Origin of the sequence: Lysinibacillus sp. C5.1 (assembly GCF_016350185.1) — a bacterium.
Lineage (GTDB): Bacteria > Bacillota > Bacilli > Bacillales_A > Planococcaceae > Lysinibacillus > Lysinibacillus sphaericus.
Window position 1 is genome coordinate 1,007,480 of sequence record NZ_CP066226.1, and the last position, 15,922, is coordinate 1,023,401.

Annotated in this window: 16 protein-coding genes; 14 read left to right on the forward strand and 2 right to left on the reverse strand. The window is 38.9% G+C overall.

All coding sequences use genetic code 11. The annotated features are described in order from the left end of the window. Positions 1-2: 2 nt before the first annotated feature. From I5435_RS04580 to spoVM, 6 genes are read left to right on the forward strand one after another with little or no spacing between them, the layout of a single operon-like run. Positions 3-752, forward strand: a complete 750-nt coding sequence (locus tag I5435_RS04580; RefSeq protein WP_024362083.1) for a Stp1/IreP family PP2C-type Ser/Thr phosphatase — start codon at positions 3-5, stop codon at positions 750-752. Positions 753-754: 2 nt separating this feature from the next. Continuing rightward, a complete protein-coding gene (pknB, locus tag I5435_RS04585) occupies positions 755-2,725 on the forward strand; it encodes a Stk1 family PASTA domain-containing Ser/Thr kinase (RefSeq protein ID WP_337983317.1) in 1,971 nt (656 codons plus the stop codon). Positions 2,726-2,736: 11 nt separating this feature from the next. Continuing rightward, the gene (gene rsgA, locus I5435_RS04590) at positions 2,737-3,621 is read left to right on the forward strand and encodes a ribosome small subunit-dependent GTPase A (RefSeq protein ID WP_024362081.1); all 885 of its coding nucleotides are present in this window, start codon (positions 2,737-2,739) and stop codon (positions 3,619-3,621) included. Between the two features lie 2 nt (positions 3,622-3,623). Continuing rightward, a complete protein-coding gene (gene rpe, locus I5435_RS04595) occupies positions 3,624-4,292 on the forward strand; it encodes a ribulose-phosphate 3-epimerase (RefSeq protein ID WP_024362080.1) in 669 nt (222 codons plus the stop codon). Further along, positions 4,289-4,942: a thiamine diphosphokinase gene (locus I5435_RS04600; protein ID WP_025218777.1), complete on the forward strand. Its 654-nt coding sequence runs from the start codon at positions 4,289-4,291 to the stop codon at positions 4,940-4,942. The genes rpe and I5435_RS04600 overlap by 4 nt, the downstream gene beginning before the upstream one ends. A gap of 18 nt (positions 4,943-4,960) precedes the next feature. Further along, entirely contained in the window at positions 4,961-5,065 is a 105-nt protein-coding gene (gene spoVM, locus I5435_RS04605) for a stage V sporulation protein SpoVM (RefSeq protein WP_103977638.1), read from the forward strand. Between the two features lie 119 nt (positions 5,066-5,184). On the opposite strand, the gene rpmB is transcribed toward spoVM, so the two are convergent. Then, positions 5,185-5,373: a 50S ribosomal protein L28 gene (gene rpmB, locus I5435_RS04610; protein ID WP_024362078.1), complete on the reverse strand. Its 189-nt coding sequence runs from the start codon at positions 5,371-5,373 to the stop codon at positions 5,185-5,187. A 207-nt stretch (positions 5,374-5,580) separates the two neighbouring features. Continuing rightward, positions 5,581-6,321, reverse strand: a complete 741-nt coding sequence (locus I5435_RS04615; RefSeq protein ID WP_024362077.1) for an IclR family transcriptional regulator — start codon at positions 6,319-6,321, stop codon at positions 5,581-5,583. Positions 6,322-6,533: 212 nt separating this feature from the next. Here I5435_RS04615 and I5435_RS04620 point away from each other — a divergent pair, with 212 nt between their 5' ends. The 8 genes from I5435_RS04620 (at position 6,534) to sdaAA (ending at position 15,745) form a co-directional block, all read left to right on the forward strand. Continuing rightward, positions 6,534-7,406 carry a dimethylarginine dimethylaminohydrolase family protein gene (locus tag I5435_RS04620; protein WP_337983318.1) on the forward strand — a complete coding sequence of 291 codons (873 nt, stop codon included), beginning with the start codon at positions 6,534-6,536 and terminating at the stop codon, positions 7,404-7,406. Between the two features lie 17 nt (positions 7,407-7,423). After that, the gene (locus I5435_RS04625; protein WP_337983319.1) at positions 7,424-8,185 is read left to right on the forward strand and encodes a dimethylarginine dimethylaminohydrolase family protein; all 762 of its coding nucleotides are present in this window, start codon (positions 7,424-7,426) and stop codon (positions 8,183-8,185) included. A 158-nt stretch (positions 8,186-8,343) separates the two neighbouring features. Continuing rightward, positions 8,344-9,714, forward strand: coding sequence for an amino acid permease (locus I5435_RS04630; RefSeq protein ID WP_108029695.1), 1,371 nt, complete (start codon positions 8,344-8,346; stop codon positions 9,712-9,714). A 39-nt stretch (positions 9,715-9,753) separates the two neighbouring features. Further along, the gene (locus tag I5435_RS04635) at positions 9,754-11,385 is read left to right on the forward strand and encodes a M20/M25/M40 family metallo-hydrolase (protein WP_108029510.1); all 1,632 of its coding nucleotides are present in this window, start codon (positions 9,754-9,756) and stop codon (positions 11,383-11,385) included. Between the two features lie 377 nt (positions 11,386-11,762). Next, the gene (locus I5435_RS04640) at positions 11,763-12,125 is read left to right on the forward strand and encodes an Asp23/Gls24 family envelope stress response protein (protein WP_024362072.1); all 363 of its coding nucleotides are present in this window, start codon (positions 11,763-11,765) and stop codon (positions 12,123-12,125) included. Positions 12,126-12,143: 18 nt separating this feature from the next. Beyond that, entirely contained in the window at positions 12,144-13,799 is a 1,656-nt protein-coding gene (locus tag I5435_RS04645) for a DAK2 domain-containing protein (protein ID WP_108029511.1), read from the forward strand. Positions 13,800-14,147: 348 nt separating this feature from the next. After that, positions 14,148-14,810, forward strand: a complete 663-nt coding sequence (gene sdaAB, locus I5435_RS04650; RefSeq protein WP_024362070.1) for an L-serine ammonia-lyase, iron-sulfur-dependent subunit beta — start codon at positions 14,148-14,150, stop codon at positions 14,808-14,810. 14 nt (positions 14,811-14,824) lie between these two features. Further along, the gene (gene sdaAA, locus I5435_RS04655) at positions 14,825-15,745 is read left to right on the forward strand and encodes an L-serine ammonia-lyase, iron-sulfur-dependent, subunit alpha (protein WP_024362069.1); all 921 of its coding nucleotides are present in this window, start codon (positions 14,825-14,827) and stop codon (positions 15,743-15,745) included. Positions 15,746-15,922 lie beyond the last annotated feature (177 nt).

Here is a 15,922-nt window from a genome sequence, read left to right on the forward strand (position 1 = left end):
TGATGAAATACACAGTCGAAAGTGATATTGGTTTAAAACGAGCAATTAATGAAGATCGCGCTGCATTTTTTAAACGTCCAGATGGCCTCGCACTCGCACTTGTGGCCGATGGCATGGGTGGTCATAATGCTGGCGATGTAGCGAGTGATATGGCAATGAAACAAATGGAAACGGTGTTTTTACAAGCAGAGGCACATCATTTTGCAACTATGACATCAAAAAAAGAATGGTTACGACAAGCAGTTAAGCTTTTAAATACAAATATATTCAACTATTCTTTATCACATGAAGACTGTAAAGGAATGGGGACGACGTTTATCGCCGTGTTAATTGAAGGGAATTATTGCTTCATTGCACATGTTGGTGATAGTCGCGTGTATTATTTCTTTGATGATGGCGCACAACAAATAACAAGAGATCACTCCTATGTTAATGTTCTGCTTGAAAATGGTGAAATTAGCGAAGAGGAAGCATTGACGCATCCGAAGAAAAATTTCATTTTAAAAGCTGTTGGAACAGAGGAAACTATTGAACCAGACTTTTATGAAGTAGAGCTAGCGCCAAAATCGTATTTACTCATTTGTTCTGACGGTTTAAGTAATAAACTATCAGTGTATGAAATGGCATCTATCATTACCTATCCAGATGTAATTGAAGAAAAAGGGCGAAAGCTTGTGGAACTAGCAAATGCAAGTGGGGGGGAAGACAATATCTCCCTCGTGTTACTCACAAGGCAAGATGAGGAGGTGTAAGTATGCTTGTAGGAAAACGAATTAGTGACCGCTATAAAATTATAGAACTCATTGGTGGCGGAGGCATGTCCAATGTATACTTGGCGCATGATATGATATTAAATAGGGACGTAGCGATAAAAATATTACGCTATGATTTTACCAATGAGGATGAATTACATCGACGTTTTCAACGTGAGGCACTTTCAGTTACAAGCCTTACACATCCGAATATTGTTAGTATTTATGATGTAGGTGATGATGGAGACTTACATTATATCGTCATGGAATATGTTCAAGGAAAGACGTTAAAGCAGTACATACAGGAATTTGCACCGATTTCTCCTGCTCGAAGTGTGCATATTATGAAGCAATTAACGTCAGCGATTGCCAATGCCCATGAAAATCATATTATTCACCGTGACATTAAACCGCAAAATATTTTAATGGATGCGGAAGGAAATGTGAAAATAACGGATTTTGGAATAGCTATGACGCTAAGTGCCACATCTTTCACCCAAACAAACTCTGTGTTGGGCACTGTCCATTATTTATCACCAGAGCAAGCACGTGGTGGAACGGCAACAAATAAATCAGATATTTATGCGCTTGGAATTGTCTTATATGAATTACTTACTGGCGAATTGCCGTTCTCTGGTGAGTCGGCTGTTTCAATTGCCCTTAAACATTTGCAATCAGAGACGCCATCTGTTCGAGCATTTGATGGTACCATTCCACAAAGTCTTGAAAATGTCGTTTTAAAGGCCACTGCTAAAGATGCATCCCATCGCTATGCTACGGTAGAAGAAATGCAAGAGGACTTGGAAACAGTATTATCATCAGCTCGTATCAATGAACCAAAATTTACAATTCCTATTGATAATGATGCGACAAGAGCTATCCCAATCATTAAGGAACAGTTTATCCGAAAAGATGAAGATTTGACTAAAACAAGAGCAATGGAACCTATCGCACAAAAGAAGGTAGAAGCGAAAAAGCCTGTTGAAAAAGTAGAGCCGGTCAAACAAAAGAAAAAGTGGCCAAAGTATGTGGCAGGGTTATTCATCGTCGTGATTGCGATGTTCCTTTTCTTTTTATTTGCAACAGATTTATTTAGTCCGAAAAAAATTGCCGTACCTGATGTGACCAATTTAACGGTAGAAGATGCGACAAAGAAATTACAAGAAGCTGGCTTTGTTGTTGCCGAACAAAAAGAAGAGCGAAATTCTGAAGATATTGAGAAGGGCAAAGTCATTGAAACCGATCCAGAAAAAGATGCGAAGCGTGTTAAAGGAACTGAAATCGAATTAATAGTTAGTCTTGGTGTCGAAACAGTTAAAATTGATGACTATACTGGACAACAAATTAGTCAAGTTGAAGCTTTGTTAAAGGATAAGTTAATCATCCAAAAAAATTATGTACATTCCAAACTGCCTGAAGGGCAAATTATTGAGCAAGATCCGCAAGAAGGAGCAGAAATAATCGCTAAAGATGCAACGATTACATTTACGATTAGCCAAGGTGTAAAAATGATAACAGTTGATAGTGTAGCGAATTATACGAAAGCTCAAATGGATGATTACGTAAAAAGAGTAGGGCTGAAATGGCGCACTGTTCGCGAAGAGTATAATGATACTGTTCCAGTAGGTAGTGTAATTTCGCAAACGCCAAAACCAGGTACCAGCTTAATGGAAGGTGATACCATTGCAGTTGTTTTAAGTAAAGGACCTGCAGAAAAACCAGTGAAAACATTTATTAAGAATGTTTTAATTCCATATGAGCCGACTGAAGAAGGTGCTGAACAAGTAATCCGCATTGAAATTCAAGATAAAAATCATACAATGGTGAAAGCTTTTGATGAATTCACCATTACTAGTGACCAACAATACAAAATACAACTTGTCATTGTAGAAGGCGAAGAAGCGGCTTATAAAATTATCCGTGATTCAGAAATTATTGAGTCGGATAGCTTTAATTACGATGATGTTAAATAAGGGGGAATTGGATGGCGCATGGCCAAATCCGTAAAGCGTTAAGTGGTTATTATTATGTTTACGATGGGAAGGAACTTATACAGTGCCGAGGACGTGGCGTCTTTCGCAATCGGGGAGAATCGCCACTCGTCGGTGATCTTGTAGAGTATACACTTGAAACGGAAGGCTCGGATGGTACGATTCAAAAAATTATTGATCGTCAAAATGAACTAGTTCGTCCGCCAATCGCCAATATCGATCAAGGCATTTTAGTGTTTTCAGTAAAAGAGCCGAACTTCAATACGATTTTACTGGATCGTTTTCTAGTCGTTTTAGAGTCATTTCATGTCCACCCCATTATCTGTCTGACGAAGATGGACTTATTACAAGACGATGAGCGTGAGGAATTACAGGGCTATATCGCAGATTATGAAAACATAGGGTATACGGTGCTTCAAACTTATAAAGGCGAAGAAGAGTTAGTAGAACGTCTTCAGCCGATTTTAAAAGGAAAGACATCGGTGCTTGCGGGACAATCTGGTGTTGGGAAATCGACGCTTCTCAATACGTTAATACCTGATTTAAATTTAAAAACAGGCATTATTTCACAGAGCTTAGGGCGAGGAAAGCATACGACCCGCCATGTTGAGCTGATAGAAGTATGTGATGGTTTATTGGCGGATACGCCTGGCTTTAGTTCGTTTGATTTTGATGAAATTGAAAAAGAAGAGCTAGGGGCATGCTTCCCAGAGATAACGCGAATTGCTGAGGATTGTAAATTTCGAGGCTGTTTGCATTTAAAAGAACCAAAATGTGCGGTTAAAGTTGCAGTCGAAGCTGGCGAAATACGCGAGTACCGTTACAAACATTATGAACAATTTATGCAAGAAATTATGGATCGAAAGCCGAGGTATTAATCATGATACAAATAGCACCATCAATTTTAGCAGCAAACTTTGCTAAACTAGGAGAAGAAGTAAAAGACGTAGAACGAGCAGGTGCAAAGCTTATTCATATCGACGTAATGGACGGTCATTTTGTACCGAATATTTCATTTGGGTCCATTGTGTTGGATGCGATTCGTCCTTTAACTGATTTACCATTAGATGTTCATTTAATGATTGAAAATCCAGATCAATATATTGAACAATTTGCCAAAGCAGGAGCAGACTATATTACGGTACATGTAGAGGCTTGCCGCCATTTACATCGTACAATTCAATTAATTCGTTCTTACGGTGTTAAGCCAGGTGTCGTTTTAAATCCACATACACCGATTGAAACGATTCAGCACGTTTTACAAGATATTGATATGGTGTTATTCATGACAGTGAATCCTGGATTTGGTGGTCAAAAATTCATTCATTCTGTTGTACCTAAAATTGAAGCATTATCCACAATTATTAAAGAGCGTAATTTAGACGTTGCGATTGAAATTGATGGTGGTATTAATGCCGAAACAATTGTTCCATGTGCAAAAGCAGGTGCCACTATTTTTGTAGCAGGTTCAGCGATTTATAGTAAAGAAGATCGTACAGCGGCACTTCAAGAGATTTTAGCTGCTGGTGAGGCAGCGATTAAAGGATGACTACTGTTGTCGTTTGTGCAGGCGGTCCGAAAGAGGAGCTATGTTCCTTTGATGCGTATAGTAGACAACATGATATTCTATTTATTGGTGCGGACCGAGGTGCACTGTATTTAATTGAGCAAGGTATTACACCGCATGCTATTGTTGGCGACTTTGACTCGTTATCACAAGAGGAATATCAATATGTTATGAAACATGCGGATGATGCCCAACGCTTCCGTGAAGAAAAAAATGAAACCGATACGGATTTAGCGCTGTTAAAAGCGTTAACCTTCGCTCCTAGCGAAATTGTGTTAACAGGGGTTACAGGTGGGCGCTTAGATCATTATGAGGCAGCTGTGCGTTCCATTTATCGATTACAGCTTGAACATCCTGATCTTGTGTTGAAAATTATCAACCATGCGAACATGATACAGTTTTTGGTGCCAGGCACGCACACAATTCAAGCGGATGAGCGTTATCGCTATTTGTCTTTTTTTGCCCATGAGCAACCAATACAGGGCGTTACTTTAAGGCATGTAAAATACGAAACAACGAACGAAGAAATTTCGTTAGGTTCAACTCGATTTACAAGTAATGAAATAATAGGCACTTCAGGGTCTATATCCTTCACGCAAGGCATATGTTTAATGATAAGAAGCATAGATTAGCGTAAGGGGGAGAGAGTCCTGAAAGTATATACGTTCCAACTGCCGAAATTTGTTAGTAGCATTACGCGTACGTGTATTAATCTATTTAAAAAAGATAAGAAAGAAGCTAAAAAATCCGACTGATGCCAGTCGGATTTTTCCTGTTTAATAGCTATATAAAGGCGGTTGGTAGTGTGCCTTGAAAAATGAAAGAAAAAAATCGATTTACGCTTTATGCGAAATCGATTTTTTAGAAGCGGCTATTAAACGCGCTCGATTTTACCTGATTTTAAAGCACGAGCAGAAACCCATACACGTTTTGGTTTACCGTTAACTAGGATACGAACTTTTTGAAGGTTAGCGCCCCAAGTACGTTTGTTAGCGTTCATAGCGTGGGAACGGTTGTTACCAGTACGAGCTTTACGTCCAGTGATTACACATTGTTTTGGCATGTTGTATTCCCTCCTTACAGTTGATGCTGAAAGATTATTATTTCAGTTCGGTATTTCACATACCATAATAATTTAACATACCAAGTCGTTCAGTGCAATAGTTTTCACATAACCTTTCAAGAAAAAAACCTTTACAGGCAAAAACAGCTATGAAAAAACACTGAACAATGGGTGCTCAATTCATTGCACAGTGAATTTTTTAATAGATTATTTCCCACGATAGCCAAGTTTTGTAGAGACGCGTTTTCCTGTTTCTACAAGACGTTGTGTAAGGAAGTTGATATGTTCTTCGCTGACGTTAAAGCTAACAAAACCGATACTGACCGCACCGATAATTTCTCCAAATCCATTAAAAACAGCTACAGCGACTGAGGAGGTACCTGCCGTTCGCTCCCCGTGGCTAATAGCAAAGCCCTGTAATCGAATTTGTTCTAACTGCGCTTCTAAGTCAGCCATTTCATCAATAGGAACGAGTTGCTGCATAATTTCCTTTGCTTCTACGGTCGGTAAAGAGGCTAACAACGCTTTATTGGCTGCCCCAATATGCATTGGAATGCGAATACCTAGTTGATCATAAATACGAATCGGGTTGGCTGCACTATCAATACGTTCGATAATAATTGTATCTAGCCCCGCAGGTTTGCTTAAATAAACACTTTCCTCAACTTCTCTTGCGAGTCTTTCTAATTCTGGTCTAATTTTGCTAATATAGTCCATCGTATCATACACTTGCAAACCTAACTCCATCCATATTGTGCCGAGACGATAATGCTTCGTTTGCGTGTCTTGTTCAATCATTCCTTGTGCAATCATCGCTTTTAAAATTCTATGTAATGTACTCAATGGTAAATCGCATTTGGTGGAAAGCTCTGAAATAGACAAACTGCCTTCGGATGCTTCTGAAGCTAACACTTTCGCAATTGTCATTGCTCGTTCTAATAATTGCATAATTGTCCCACCTCCTCTAATCTTATTTTATTTTTATTCTTCCTGTTCGTCTAGTTCCTTCGTTGTCGTCCATAGTTAGTTTTCTCTTTGAAAAAGATAATATTAAAATTTTTCTAAATATATTGACAGTATATCATATAACGCCTATATTTTTTATATAAACTTTCCTCTTAACGGAAACGTTTTCCACTAAACGGAAAAGGGGTGAAGGTATGCATTATTGTTCATCCATGTATGCACCTTTAAAACACGTAATTATTAAACATCCGAAAGAGGCTTTTAAAAGCCAAGAGCATCTTGCGGATGAATGGAAAACTTTCAACTATTTATCAGAACCTAACTATCAGGAGGCTCTTACAGAATATGCTGAGTTTATAGCCGTTCTAGAGAAGTATGTTGAACAAATTGATTATTTACCAGCGTCAAATGAAGTAGGATTAGATTCGCTTTATGCGCATGATCCTGTAAAATTCACACCACATGGTGCAATTATTTTGAAATCTGGTAAAAAGTTAAGACAACCTGAGGCAGTTGTTTATAAGGAATTTTTACAAGACAAAGGGATTGCAATAATCGGTGAATTGTCGGGTGATGCTGTTTCAGATGGAGGGGATCTGGTTTGGCTTGATGACCGTACGCTTGCAGTTGGTCGAGGATATCGCACGAACGATGAAGCAATTCGTCAAATTAAGGAAATGACAGCAACTATGGTCGATGAATTTATCGTTGTGCAACTCCCTCATGATTTAGGGGAAGCAGAGTGCTTACATCTAATGTCCTTTATTAGTATGGTAGACAAGGATTTGGCTGTTGTACATTCGCGTTTAATGCCAGTATTTTTCCGTCAGCTTCTGATTGAAAGAGGAATTCAATTAGTGGAAGTACCAAAAGCTGAGTATGATACTTTAGGATGTAACGTGTTAGCGTTAGCGCCGAGAGTATGTGTTATTCCTGAAGGTAATCCTTCCACTAAACAGCAGTTATTAGATGCGGGTGCAACGGTATATGAATATAAAGGTAACGAAATTACGGTAAAAGGCACAGGTGGACCTACATGTCTAACTTGCCCAGTAGTCAGAGGATAAAAAGGGAGATGGATGATATGTTTAAAAATGTGATTGTAAAAACACCAGGCAATAGTTTTGTTAACGGCTTAACAACAAGTGATCTAGGAAAACCTATTTTAGAAAAGTTATTTGAACAGCACGAACGCTATGTAGAAGCATTAAAAAAATGTGGTGTAGAGGTTACTCAACTTGAGGCAGATGAAGCTTTCCCAGATGCAACTTTTGTAGAAGATACGGCGGTACTAACTTCTGAATTTGCTATTATCACAAATCCAGGAGCGGCAGCACGTAATCGTGAAATTGAAGCAATTGAACCAGCAGTTAAAAATTTCTATGACAAGCTATATTATATTGAAGCACCTGGAACACTGGATGGTGGTGATGTTTTGCAAGCTGAAAAGAAATTTTATGTAGGTATTTCAGATCGTACAAATGAAGAAGGCGCACGACAATTTAAAGAAATCGTTGAAAGGGAAGGCTGTGAAGCGACGATTATTCCATTACGAAATTTCTTCCATTTAAAAACGGGCATCGCGTACGTTGGACAAAATCGTATGGTTGTAGCTGGAGAGTTTATCGATCATCCAGCATTTGAATCTTATGAGAAAATTGTTATTCCACAACAAGATGAATACTCTGCAAACTGCATTCAAGTAAACGATACTATCATTATTCCAGCCGGTTATCCTGATACTAATCGCAAACTAAATGACTTAGGCTATCAAACGATTGAACTTGAAATGTCTGAATTTAGAAAGCATGATGGCGGATTGAGCTGTTTATCACTACGATTTTAAGTCAATAAAAAACATGCCCAATCAATTTGTAGGGGAAAATTGATTGGGTGTTTTAGTACTTTAAATATCTGAATATTCAACAATTTGACAAAATACGGAAATGGGGAAACACGTTGAGCAAAGGGGAGCAACAGCATAATAATGTATTGAAGCGTTCTATGAAGAGTCGACATTTATTGATGTTATCACTTGGTGGTGTGATTGGCACAGGTTTATTTTTAAATGTAGGTTTTACAATTAATCAAGCTGGCCCTGGTGGAGCACTAATTGGTTATTTATTTGGTGGTTTAATTTTATATATGGTGATGAACTGTCTGGGTGAATTGGCAGTGTATATGCCTGTCACAGGTTCTTTCCAAACATATGCAACACGATTTATCAGTCCGTCAGCAGGCTTTTCGTTAGGTTGGATGTACTTTGTTGGATCTGCTGCCACCGCGGGGGTGGAGTTTACAGCAGCGGGCATATTAATGCAGCATTGGTTCCCAAATGTGCCGATTTGGATATGGTGTGCTGTCTTTATGGTGCTTTTGTTTACATTAAATGCTTTAACAACAAAAGGTTTCGCAGAAGCAGAGTTCTGGTTTGCAAGCATTAAGGTAGTGGCTGTAATTGCCTTTATAATAATTGGTGTAGCTGCTATTTTTGGCTTGATTCCTTTGGCTGATCGGCCGACTCCACATTTAACGAATTTAGCACCGACAGGATTATTCCCTGCAGGCATTACGATTATTTTTGTCACGATGATGAATGTTATTTTCTCGTATCAAGGTTCCGAGCTAGTAGGAATTGCTGCTGGTGAAACAGAAAACCCAGAAAAAAACATTCCAAGAGCAATACGTACAATCTTGTTCAGAATTATCGTATTTTATATTGCTTCTATAATAGTACTGTCTGCCATTTTTCCATCATCTGAACTTGGGCTACTTGAAAGTCCTTTTGTTACATTGATGAAAATTGCGGGTGTTCCATATGCGGCGGGCATTATGAATTTCGTTATTTTGACAGCGATATTGTCTGTAGGGAACTCATGCTTATATGCTTCCACACGATTACTATGGTCGATGTCAAAAGAAGGCATGGCTCCAAAGTACTTTGGTCGATTAACAAAAAATAAAGTGCCATTAAATGCGCTTATTTTTACGATGCTATTTTCACTGCTATCGTTATTAACAAGTGTGATGGAAGCTGACGCAGTATTTGTGTTGCTTATGTCTATTGCGGGAATTTCGGTGACTATTTCTTGGATGGGTATTGCCATGTCTCAATTAATGTTCCGATACCGTTATGTAAAAGGGGGAGGCAATGTGGCAGATTTGAAATTTAAAACACCATTGTACCCATTAATTCCAATATTTTGTATTGTTTTTTGTGTCATTATATTAGTGTTTTTAGCGTTTGATCCGACTCAAAGAATAGGGTTGTTATATGGCATAGGGTTCTTTGTAGCGTGTATGCTATTTTATAAAGTGAAATTGAGTAAAGTGAGTACAATCACTTCTGACAAAGAAAAGTCACTGAATGCTTAATGGATGTTTCATTTTTAGTGGATAAAGGAGATTTTAAATATGAACAATTATTTATGGAATACACCAGACAAACTGCGAGCATTATTATGTGAAATTGTAAGCTGGGAAAGCAGAACATTAACAGCAGGTGAAAATGAATTCGCCTTTAAATTAAGAGAGCTGTTGCAAACGCTTTCTTATTTTCAAGATAATCCTAACTTAATAGAACTGCATGATGCGGGACTCGGTCGCCATGCGGTTACAGCATTGTACAAGCATCCAACGGCTACTGAAACAGTAGTCCTAATTAGTCATTTCGATACGGTTCATACAGAGGAATATGGAGAGCTTGAGCCATTTGCTTGTCGGCCAGAAGAGTTGACGAGTATGCTAATGGAACCTAAATATAAAAAAGATTTGCCAGAGGCGGCTAGAATTGATTTAGAGTCGGGTAATTATTTATTTGGTCGTGGCACAATGGATATGAAAATGGGACTCGCTTTACACTTGCAATTGATTGAAAAAGCGAGTATTGAACAATGGCCAATTAATCTAATTTTAACAGCGGTACCGGATGAGGAAGTCAATTCTGCTGGTATGCGTGCAGCCGTAGTTGAGTTAGTAAGGTTGCGTGAACAATACGGTTTAACCTATAAGTTATATTTAAATAGTGAACCTTCGTTTTCACAAGGGCCTTCTGATATAAATGAATATATATATTCAGGGACAATCGGTAAGATTATGCCGGCTGCTTTATTTTATGGAAAAGAGACGCATGTAGGTGAGCCGTTAAAAGGTATGACAGCCAACTATATTGCATCCTTTATGACACAGCATATGGAGTGGAATCCAGTTTTCCGCGAAACAGATCTCGGTGAAAGTACACCATTGCCAGTATCCTTACAATTAAAGGATTTAAAAATGGAGTATTCTACACAGACGCCATATCGTGCAGCCGCACTTTATAATGTATTTTTGTTAAAGCGGACGGCAACAGAGGTTATGGAAATTTTTGAACAAGTTGCATTGGAGGCAATGGCTGCTTGTAATATGCAATATAAGCAAATTTGTGAACGCGAACAAGTACAAGGTGTTGGGAAAGTAAATGTACTTCGCTATGAGGCAGTTTTAGAGCATGCTATTCAAAAACTTGGCGCAGAGGAAGTAAAGCATATTAAAAACCAAGTGCTAGAAAATACAGCGTGGGATGATCGGGAGAAGTCGATTCGTATTGTAGATCAATTGATGATTCGATGTCAGGAGCTAACACCAGCAACGGTGCTTTTATACGCACCTCCTTATTACCCAGCTATTAATTCTTCACAGCATCCGCTCGTCAAGCAATCAATCGAATTAATGAAGAAAACAGCCAAAACATTTGCTATTGAAGTCGAGCAAATACACTATTTCAATGGCATTTGTGATTTAAGTTATGTCAATTATTCAGATGATTCCAATGGCTGGGCTGCATTTGAGCGCAACACACCTGTTTATGGTGATACGTATAGTATTCCATTTGAAGCCATGTCTGCCTTAAAGGGCCCAGTGTTAAATGTGGGGCCATTCGGCAAAGATGCACATCAAAAGACAGAGCGTTTACATGTAGATAGTGCATTTAAAGAAATGCCTGTGATGATTGAAACACTTATAAAAAGCTTATATGCAGCAGAGAGTGAAATACCCGCGGAGTAGAGTGAGATACTCGCGAAATAAAGAGAAATACCCGCGAAAAGAAAGCGAATACCCGCGAAACAACTGAAACACCAGTAGTAAAGAGAGCATCTTAGGTGTTAGCAGAATCCCACAAAAAAGCTGATGTATTTAAACATCAGCTTTTTTGTCTACCAATACATAGATATTTAATGACAATGTTTCGACCGTAACATTTAAGGAAATGCTGTTTAATAGGTCGTTCAGAACAGAGAACCATAAATGTTGCAAGCTAATTGGGTAGGAATGGAACGCTAAAAACGTTGACACAAAGCGCTTTCAAGGCAACTTAGGTTGCTTAATGTATACCCGAAGTGGTACAATATAATTTAGTCAAAAAGAGCCAAGGGGGCATTTCTATGTCAATTGAATTAAATAATGAATTCGGCCAAATTGATATTTCAACAGATGTACTTGCACAAATTGCTGGTGGCGCTGCTATAGAATGCTACGGTATTGTTGGCATGGCATCTAAACATCAAATTCGTGATGGTCTAACTGATATTTTACGTAAAGAGAACTTTGCGAAAGGTGTTGTAATTCGACAACAAGAAGAAGATTTACATATTGATATGTATATTATTGTTAGTTACGGGACTAAAATTTCGGAAGTTGCTTATCAAGTACAGTCGAAAGTGAAATATACAGTGGATAAAACATTAGGTATGAGCGTTAAATCTGTCAATATCTTTGTGCAGGGCGTTCGTGTAGCGAATGAGTAAGAGGAGGAACAAATTCGAATGCAGTCTTTAGACGGATTAAAATTTGCTGAAATGGTGCAAATGGGTGCTCATCACCTATTCCAAAATGCAAATTATGTAGATTCTTTAAATGTATTCCCAGTACCAGATGGGGATACAGGGACAAACATGAACTTATCGATGACATCTGGTGCTAAGGAAACCGAACTTCAAGCGTCAGAACATATTGGGAAAACGGCACAAGCGTTATCAAAAGGATTGCTTATGGGTGCACGTGGGAATTCAGGTGTAATCTTATCGCAACTATTCCGAGGTTTCGGTAAATTTGTAGAAAAAGAAGCAACAATTAATGCAAAAGCTTTTGCTGGTGCTTTCCAAGCTGGTGTCGATACAGCTTATAAAGCAGTAATGAAACCAGTTGAGGGAACAATCTTAACTGTTGCACGAGAAGCGGCTAAAAAAGGTGTAGAAGTTGCTGAAAGTGAAAACGATATCATTGCTGTTATGGAAGCATTTACGGCGGAAGCAAAGGCTTCACTAGAGCGCACACCAGACCTGTTACCGGTGTTAAAAGAAGTAGGCGTCGTGGATAGTGGTGGTCAAGGATTACTATTTGTCTACGAAGGTTTTTTAGCCTCTTTAAAAGGCGAGCCACTACCAAAGAAAAATGATGCAACATTAGATGATTTAATTAATGCCGAACATCATAGAGCCCAAGACTTTATGAATACTGCAGATATTGAATTTGGCTATTGTACGGAAATTATGGTTCGTTTTGAAGAGGATAAAGAGCCATTCAGTGAGGAACAATTCCGTAATGAATTAAACCCATTAGGTGACTCGTTGCTTGTTATTTCAGATGAAGAAATTGCGAAAGTGCATATTCATTCTGAGCAACCGGGCGCTGTTTTAGCGATGGGGCAAAAATATGGTAGTCTTATTAAAATCAAAGTTGATAATATGCGTGAGCAACATTCCGCTATCGTTGGCGAGGATCACAAAGCATCTGCACCAGCTCCAACGAAAAAAGCTGAAAAACATCCTTATGCGATTGTTACGATTGCAATGGGAGAAGGTGTGGCTGAATTACTACGCTCGATTGGTGCTTCTTATGTGATTGAGGGCGGACAAACGATGAACCCTTCAACTGAAGATATTGTGAAAGCTGTACAGGAAATTGGTGCTGAAAAAGTACTTATTTTACCAAACAACAAAAATATAGTAATGGCAGCTGAGCAAGCTGTAGAGTTATTGGGTATTGAAGCTGCAGTTGTGGCAACAAAAACAATTCCTCAAGGGATGGCAGCCATTCTTTCATTTAATCCAGAAGCGACAGTTGAAACAAACCAAAAAGCGATGACAGAAGCATTTGCTCATGTAAAAACAGGGCAAGTCACTTATGCAGTGCGTGATACGTCGATTGATGGCGTAGAAATTCATAAAGACGATTTTATGGCGCTTGCTGAAGGGAAAATTGTGCTCTCTACACCAGCGTTAAAAGACGCTGCTGAGAAAGTTATTACAGATTTAGTAGATGCAAATACGGAAATCGTAACAATTATTTATGGCGAAGATACGTCTGAAGAAAAAGCCTCTGAATTAATCCAATTTATCGAAGAAAACTATCCAGATGTCGAAGTGGAGTTATTTAATGGTAAACAAGGATTATATCCATATATTATTTCGGTAGAATAATATTAGGTTGCAGAGTGAACGAGGTGACGAAGCAGTGCACAAGTTGTGTACTGCTTTTGTTTATGGTAAAAGGAATGCCAGCGTTGAATACAAGAAGAAATAAGCAAAATAGATTGTTTTGTGTATTTCTTCAAAGGACAGTTAACTTGTAAATGCTGGAATATTAGCTCTTTAGAGTGCTTGTATTTGTAGGGAGTACAATAAAGAAATAATATAAATGATTAAGAAATTATAGTCGTTTTAATTTTCTGAAAGTTGATAAAGTAGTGCTTTACTTTTATAGTAACTATCAAGCATGATATAAGTAAAAGTAAAATTATTATATGAATAGAATAGAGGGGTGCTTGTATGAAATTTACATCGGTTTTTGATATTATTGGACCTGTTATGATTGGTCCATCTTCTTCTCATACAGCAGGTGCAGCGCGTATTGGCCGTGTTGCAAGAGATTTATTTGGCAGACAGCCGAAATGGGTGAAAATCCACCTATATGGTTCGTTTGCAGAAACATACAGAGGGCATGGGACAGATGTAGCAATAATTGGTGGTTTATTAGATTTTGATACATTTGATGAGCGAATTAAAACGGCTTTTGAGCATGCAGAAAAAGCTGGCATGCAATATGAATTTATTCCTGAAACAGCTAATACAGAGCATCCGAATACAGCGAGATTGGTATTTGGTGACGATGATGGCGAAATGTCAATTGTCGGTATTTCAATTGGCGGGGGAAAAATTGAAGTAAGCGAGGTCAATGGCTTCAAGCTTCGCTTAACGGGTGGCATGCCTGCTATTCTTGTTGTACATGATGACCGCGCGGGCTGTATTGCCAATGTGGCAAATTGCTTAGCAATGCATAATGTCAATATTGGCCATATGGAAGTTTCACGTATCGAACGTGGCTTAACGGCTTTAATGGTGATTGAGATCGATCAAAATATTGAGGACAAAGTACTTCAACAAATTTCATTAATACCACATATTACAAAAGTATCGAAAATTAATAACTAAGGGGGTGTCCCAAAATGGATGTATTATTTCATAATGTCCGTGAGCTTGTAGAACGAGCAGAGCGTGAAGAAAAGCAAATTTCTGAGCTAATGATTGAACAAGAAATACTAATAAGTGGTCGAACACGCGAAGAAATTATGCAACAAATGGATCAAAACTTAACAGTGATGGAAGAAGCGGTTGAACGAGGCTTACAAGGAGTAAAGTCTGTTACAGGTTTGACTGGTGGTGATGCTGTCCTACTTCAAAATTATATTGCACAAGGCAAATCGCTTTCTGGAGATTTATTATTGGATGCGGTCAGTAAAGCAGTTGCTACGAATGAAGTAAATGCTGCCATGGGCACAATTTGTGCAACACCTACAGCCGGTTCTGCGGGAGTAGTGCCAGGCACTTTATTTGCAGTAAAAAATAAGCTAAACCCAACGCGTGAGCAAATGATTCGCTATCTATTTACTTCAGGCGCCTTTGGTTTTGTGGTAGCAAACAATGCTTCTATCTCGGGTGCTGCAGGTGGCTGTCAGGCTGAAGTTGGTTCGGCAGCGGGTATGGCGGCGGCGGCAATAGTGGAAATGGCAGGAGGGACACCTCAACAATGTGCAGAAGCATTTGCTATTACGCTGAAAAATATGCTAGGTCTCGTTTGTGATCCCGTAGCGGGCTTAGTCGAAGTGCCTTGTGTTAAACGTAATGCAATGGGGGCAGCGAATTCGCTTGTAGCAGCAGATATGGCTTTAGCAGGTGTTACGAGTCGTATCCCATGTGATGAAGTCATTGGAGCGATGTATCGCATCGGTCAGTCAATGAGCCCGAACTTGAAAGAAACAGCGCGTGGTGGACTAGCGGCGACGCCAACAGGCAAAGCAATTAGCAATGCGATTCTTAATAATGGCGATTTACAAAGCATACTAAAAGCAAGAATCACAATAGAGTAGATTGTAAAAGCGTTAGATTGACTGCAATCAATCTAACGCTTTTTTGTTATGTCGTTGTAATCCGCTACAGCGGGGACCTGAAGGTTTCGTGCCAATAGAAGGGATTTTCGTGGCGATAGCGCCCGAATAAGTGCAATTTGAAAGTTACTGTGTCGACACGAAAGAAAAGATTTATGA

Coding starts and splice junctions, on each gene's coding strand:
- I5435_RS04580 (WP_024362083.1), top strand. CDS start 3: ATGAAATACACAGTCGAAAGTGATATTGGTTTAAAACGAGCAATTAAT.
- pknB (WP_337983317.1), top strand. CDS start 755: ATGCTTGTAGGAAAACGAATTAGTGACCGCTATAAAATTATAGAACTC.
- rsgA (WP_024362081.1), top strand. CDS start 2,737: ATGGCGCATGGCCAAATCCGTAAAGCGTTAAGTGGTTATTATTATGTT.
- rpe (WP_024362080.1), top strand. CDS start 3,624: ATGATACAAATAGCACCATCAATTTTAGCAGCAAACTTTGCTAAACTA.
- I5435_RS04600 (WP_025218777.1), top strand. CDS start 4,289: ATGACTACTGTTGTCGTTTGTGCAGGCGGTCCGAAAGAGGAGCTATGT.
- rpmB (WP_024362078.1), bottom strand. CDS start 5,373: ATGCCAAAACAATGTGTAATCACTGGACGTAAAGCTCGTACTGGTAAC.
- I5435_RS04615 (WP_024362077.1), bottom strand. CDS start 6,321: ATGCAATTATTAGAACGAGCAATGACAATTGCGAAAGTGTTAGCTTCA.
- I5435_RS04620 (WP_337983318.1), top strand. CDS start 6,534: ATGCATTATTGTTCATCCATGTATGCACCTTTAAAACACGTAATTATT.
- I5435_RS04625 (WP_337983319.1), top strand. CDS start 7,424: ATGTTTAAAAATGTGATTGTAAAAACACCAGGCAATAGTTTTGTTAAC.
- I5435_RS04630 (WP_108029695.1), top strand. CDS start 8,344: ATGAAGAGTCGACATTTATTGATGTTATCACTTGGTGGTGTGATTGGC.
- I5435_RS04635 (WP_108029510.1), top strand. CDS start 9,754: ATGAACAATTATTTATGGAATACACCAGACAAACTGCGAGCATTATTA.
- I5435_RS04640 (WP_024362072.1), top strand. CDS start 11,763: ATGTCAATTGAATTAAATAATGAATTCGGCCAAATTGATATTTCAACA.
- I5435_RS04645 (WP_108029511.1), top strand. CDS start 12,144: ATGCAGTCTTTAGACGGATTAAAATTTGCTGAAATGGTGCAAATGGGT.
- sdaAB (WP_024362070.1), top strand. CDS start 14,148: ATGAAATTTACATCGGTTTTTGATATTATTGGACCTGTTATGATTGGT.
- sdaAA (WP_024362069.1), top strand. CDS start 14,825: ATGGATGTATTATTTCATAATGTCCGTGAGCTTGTAGAACGAGCAGAG.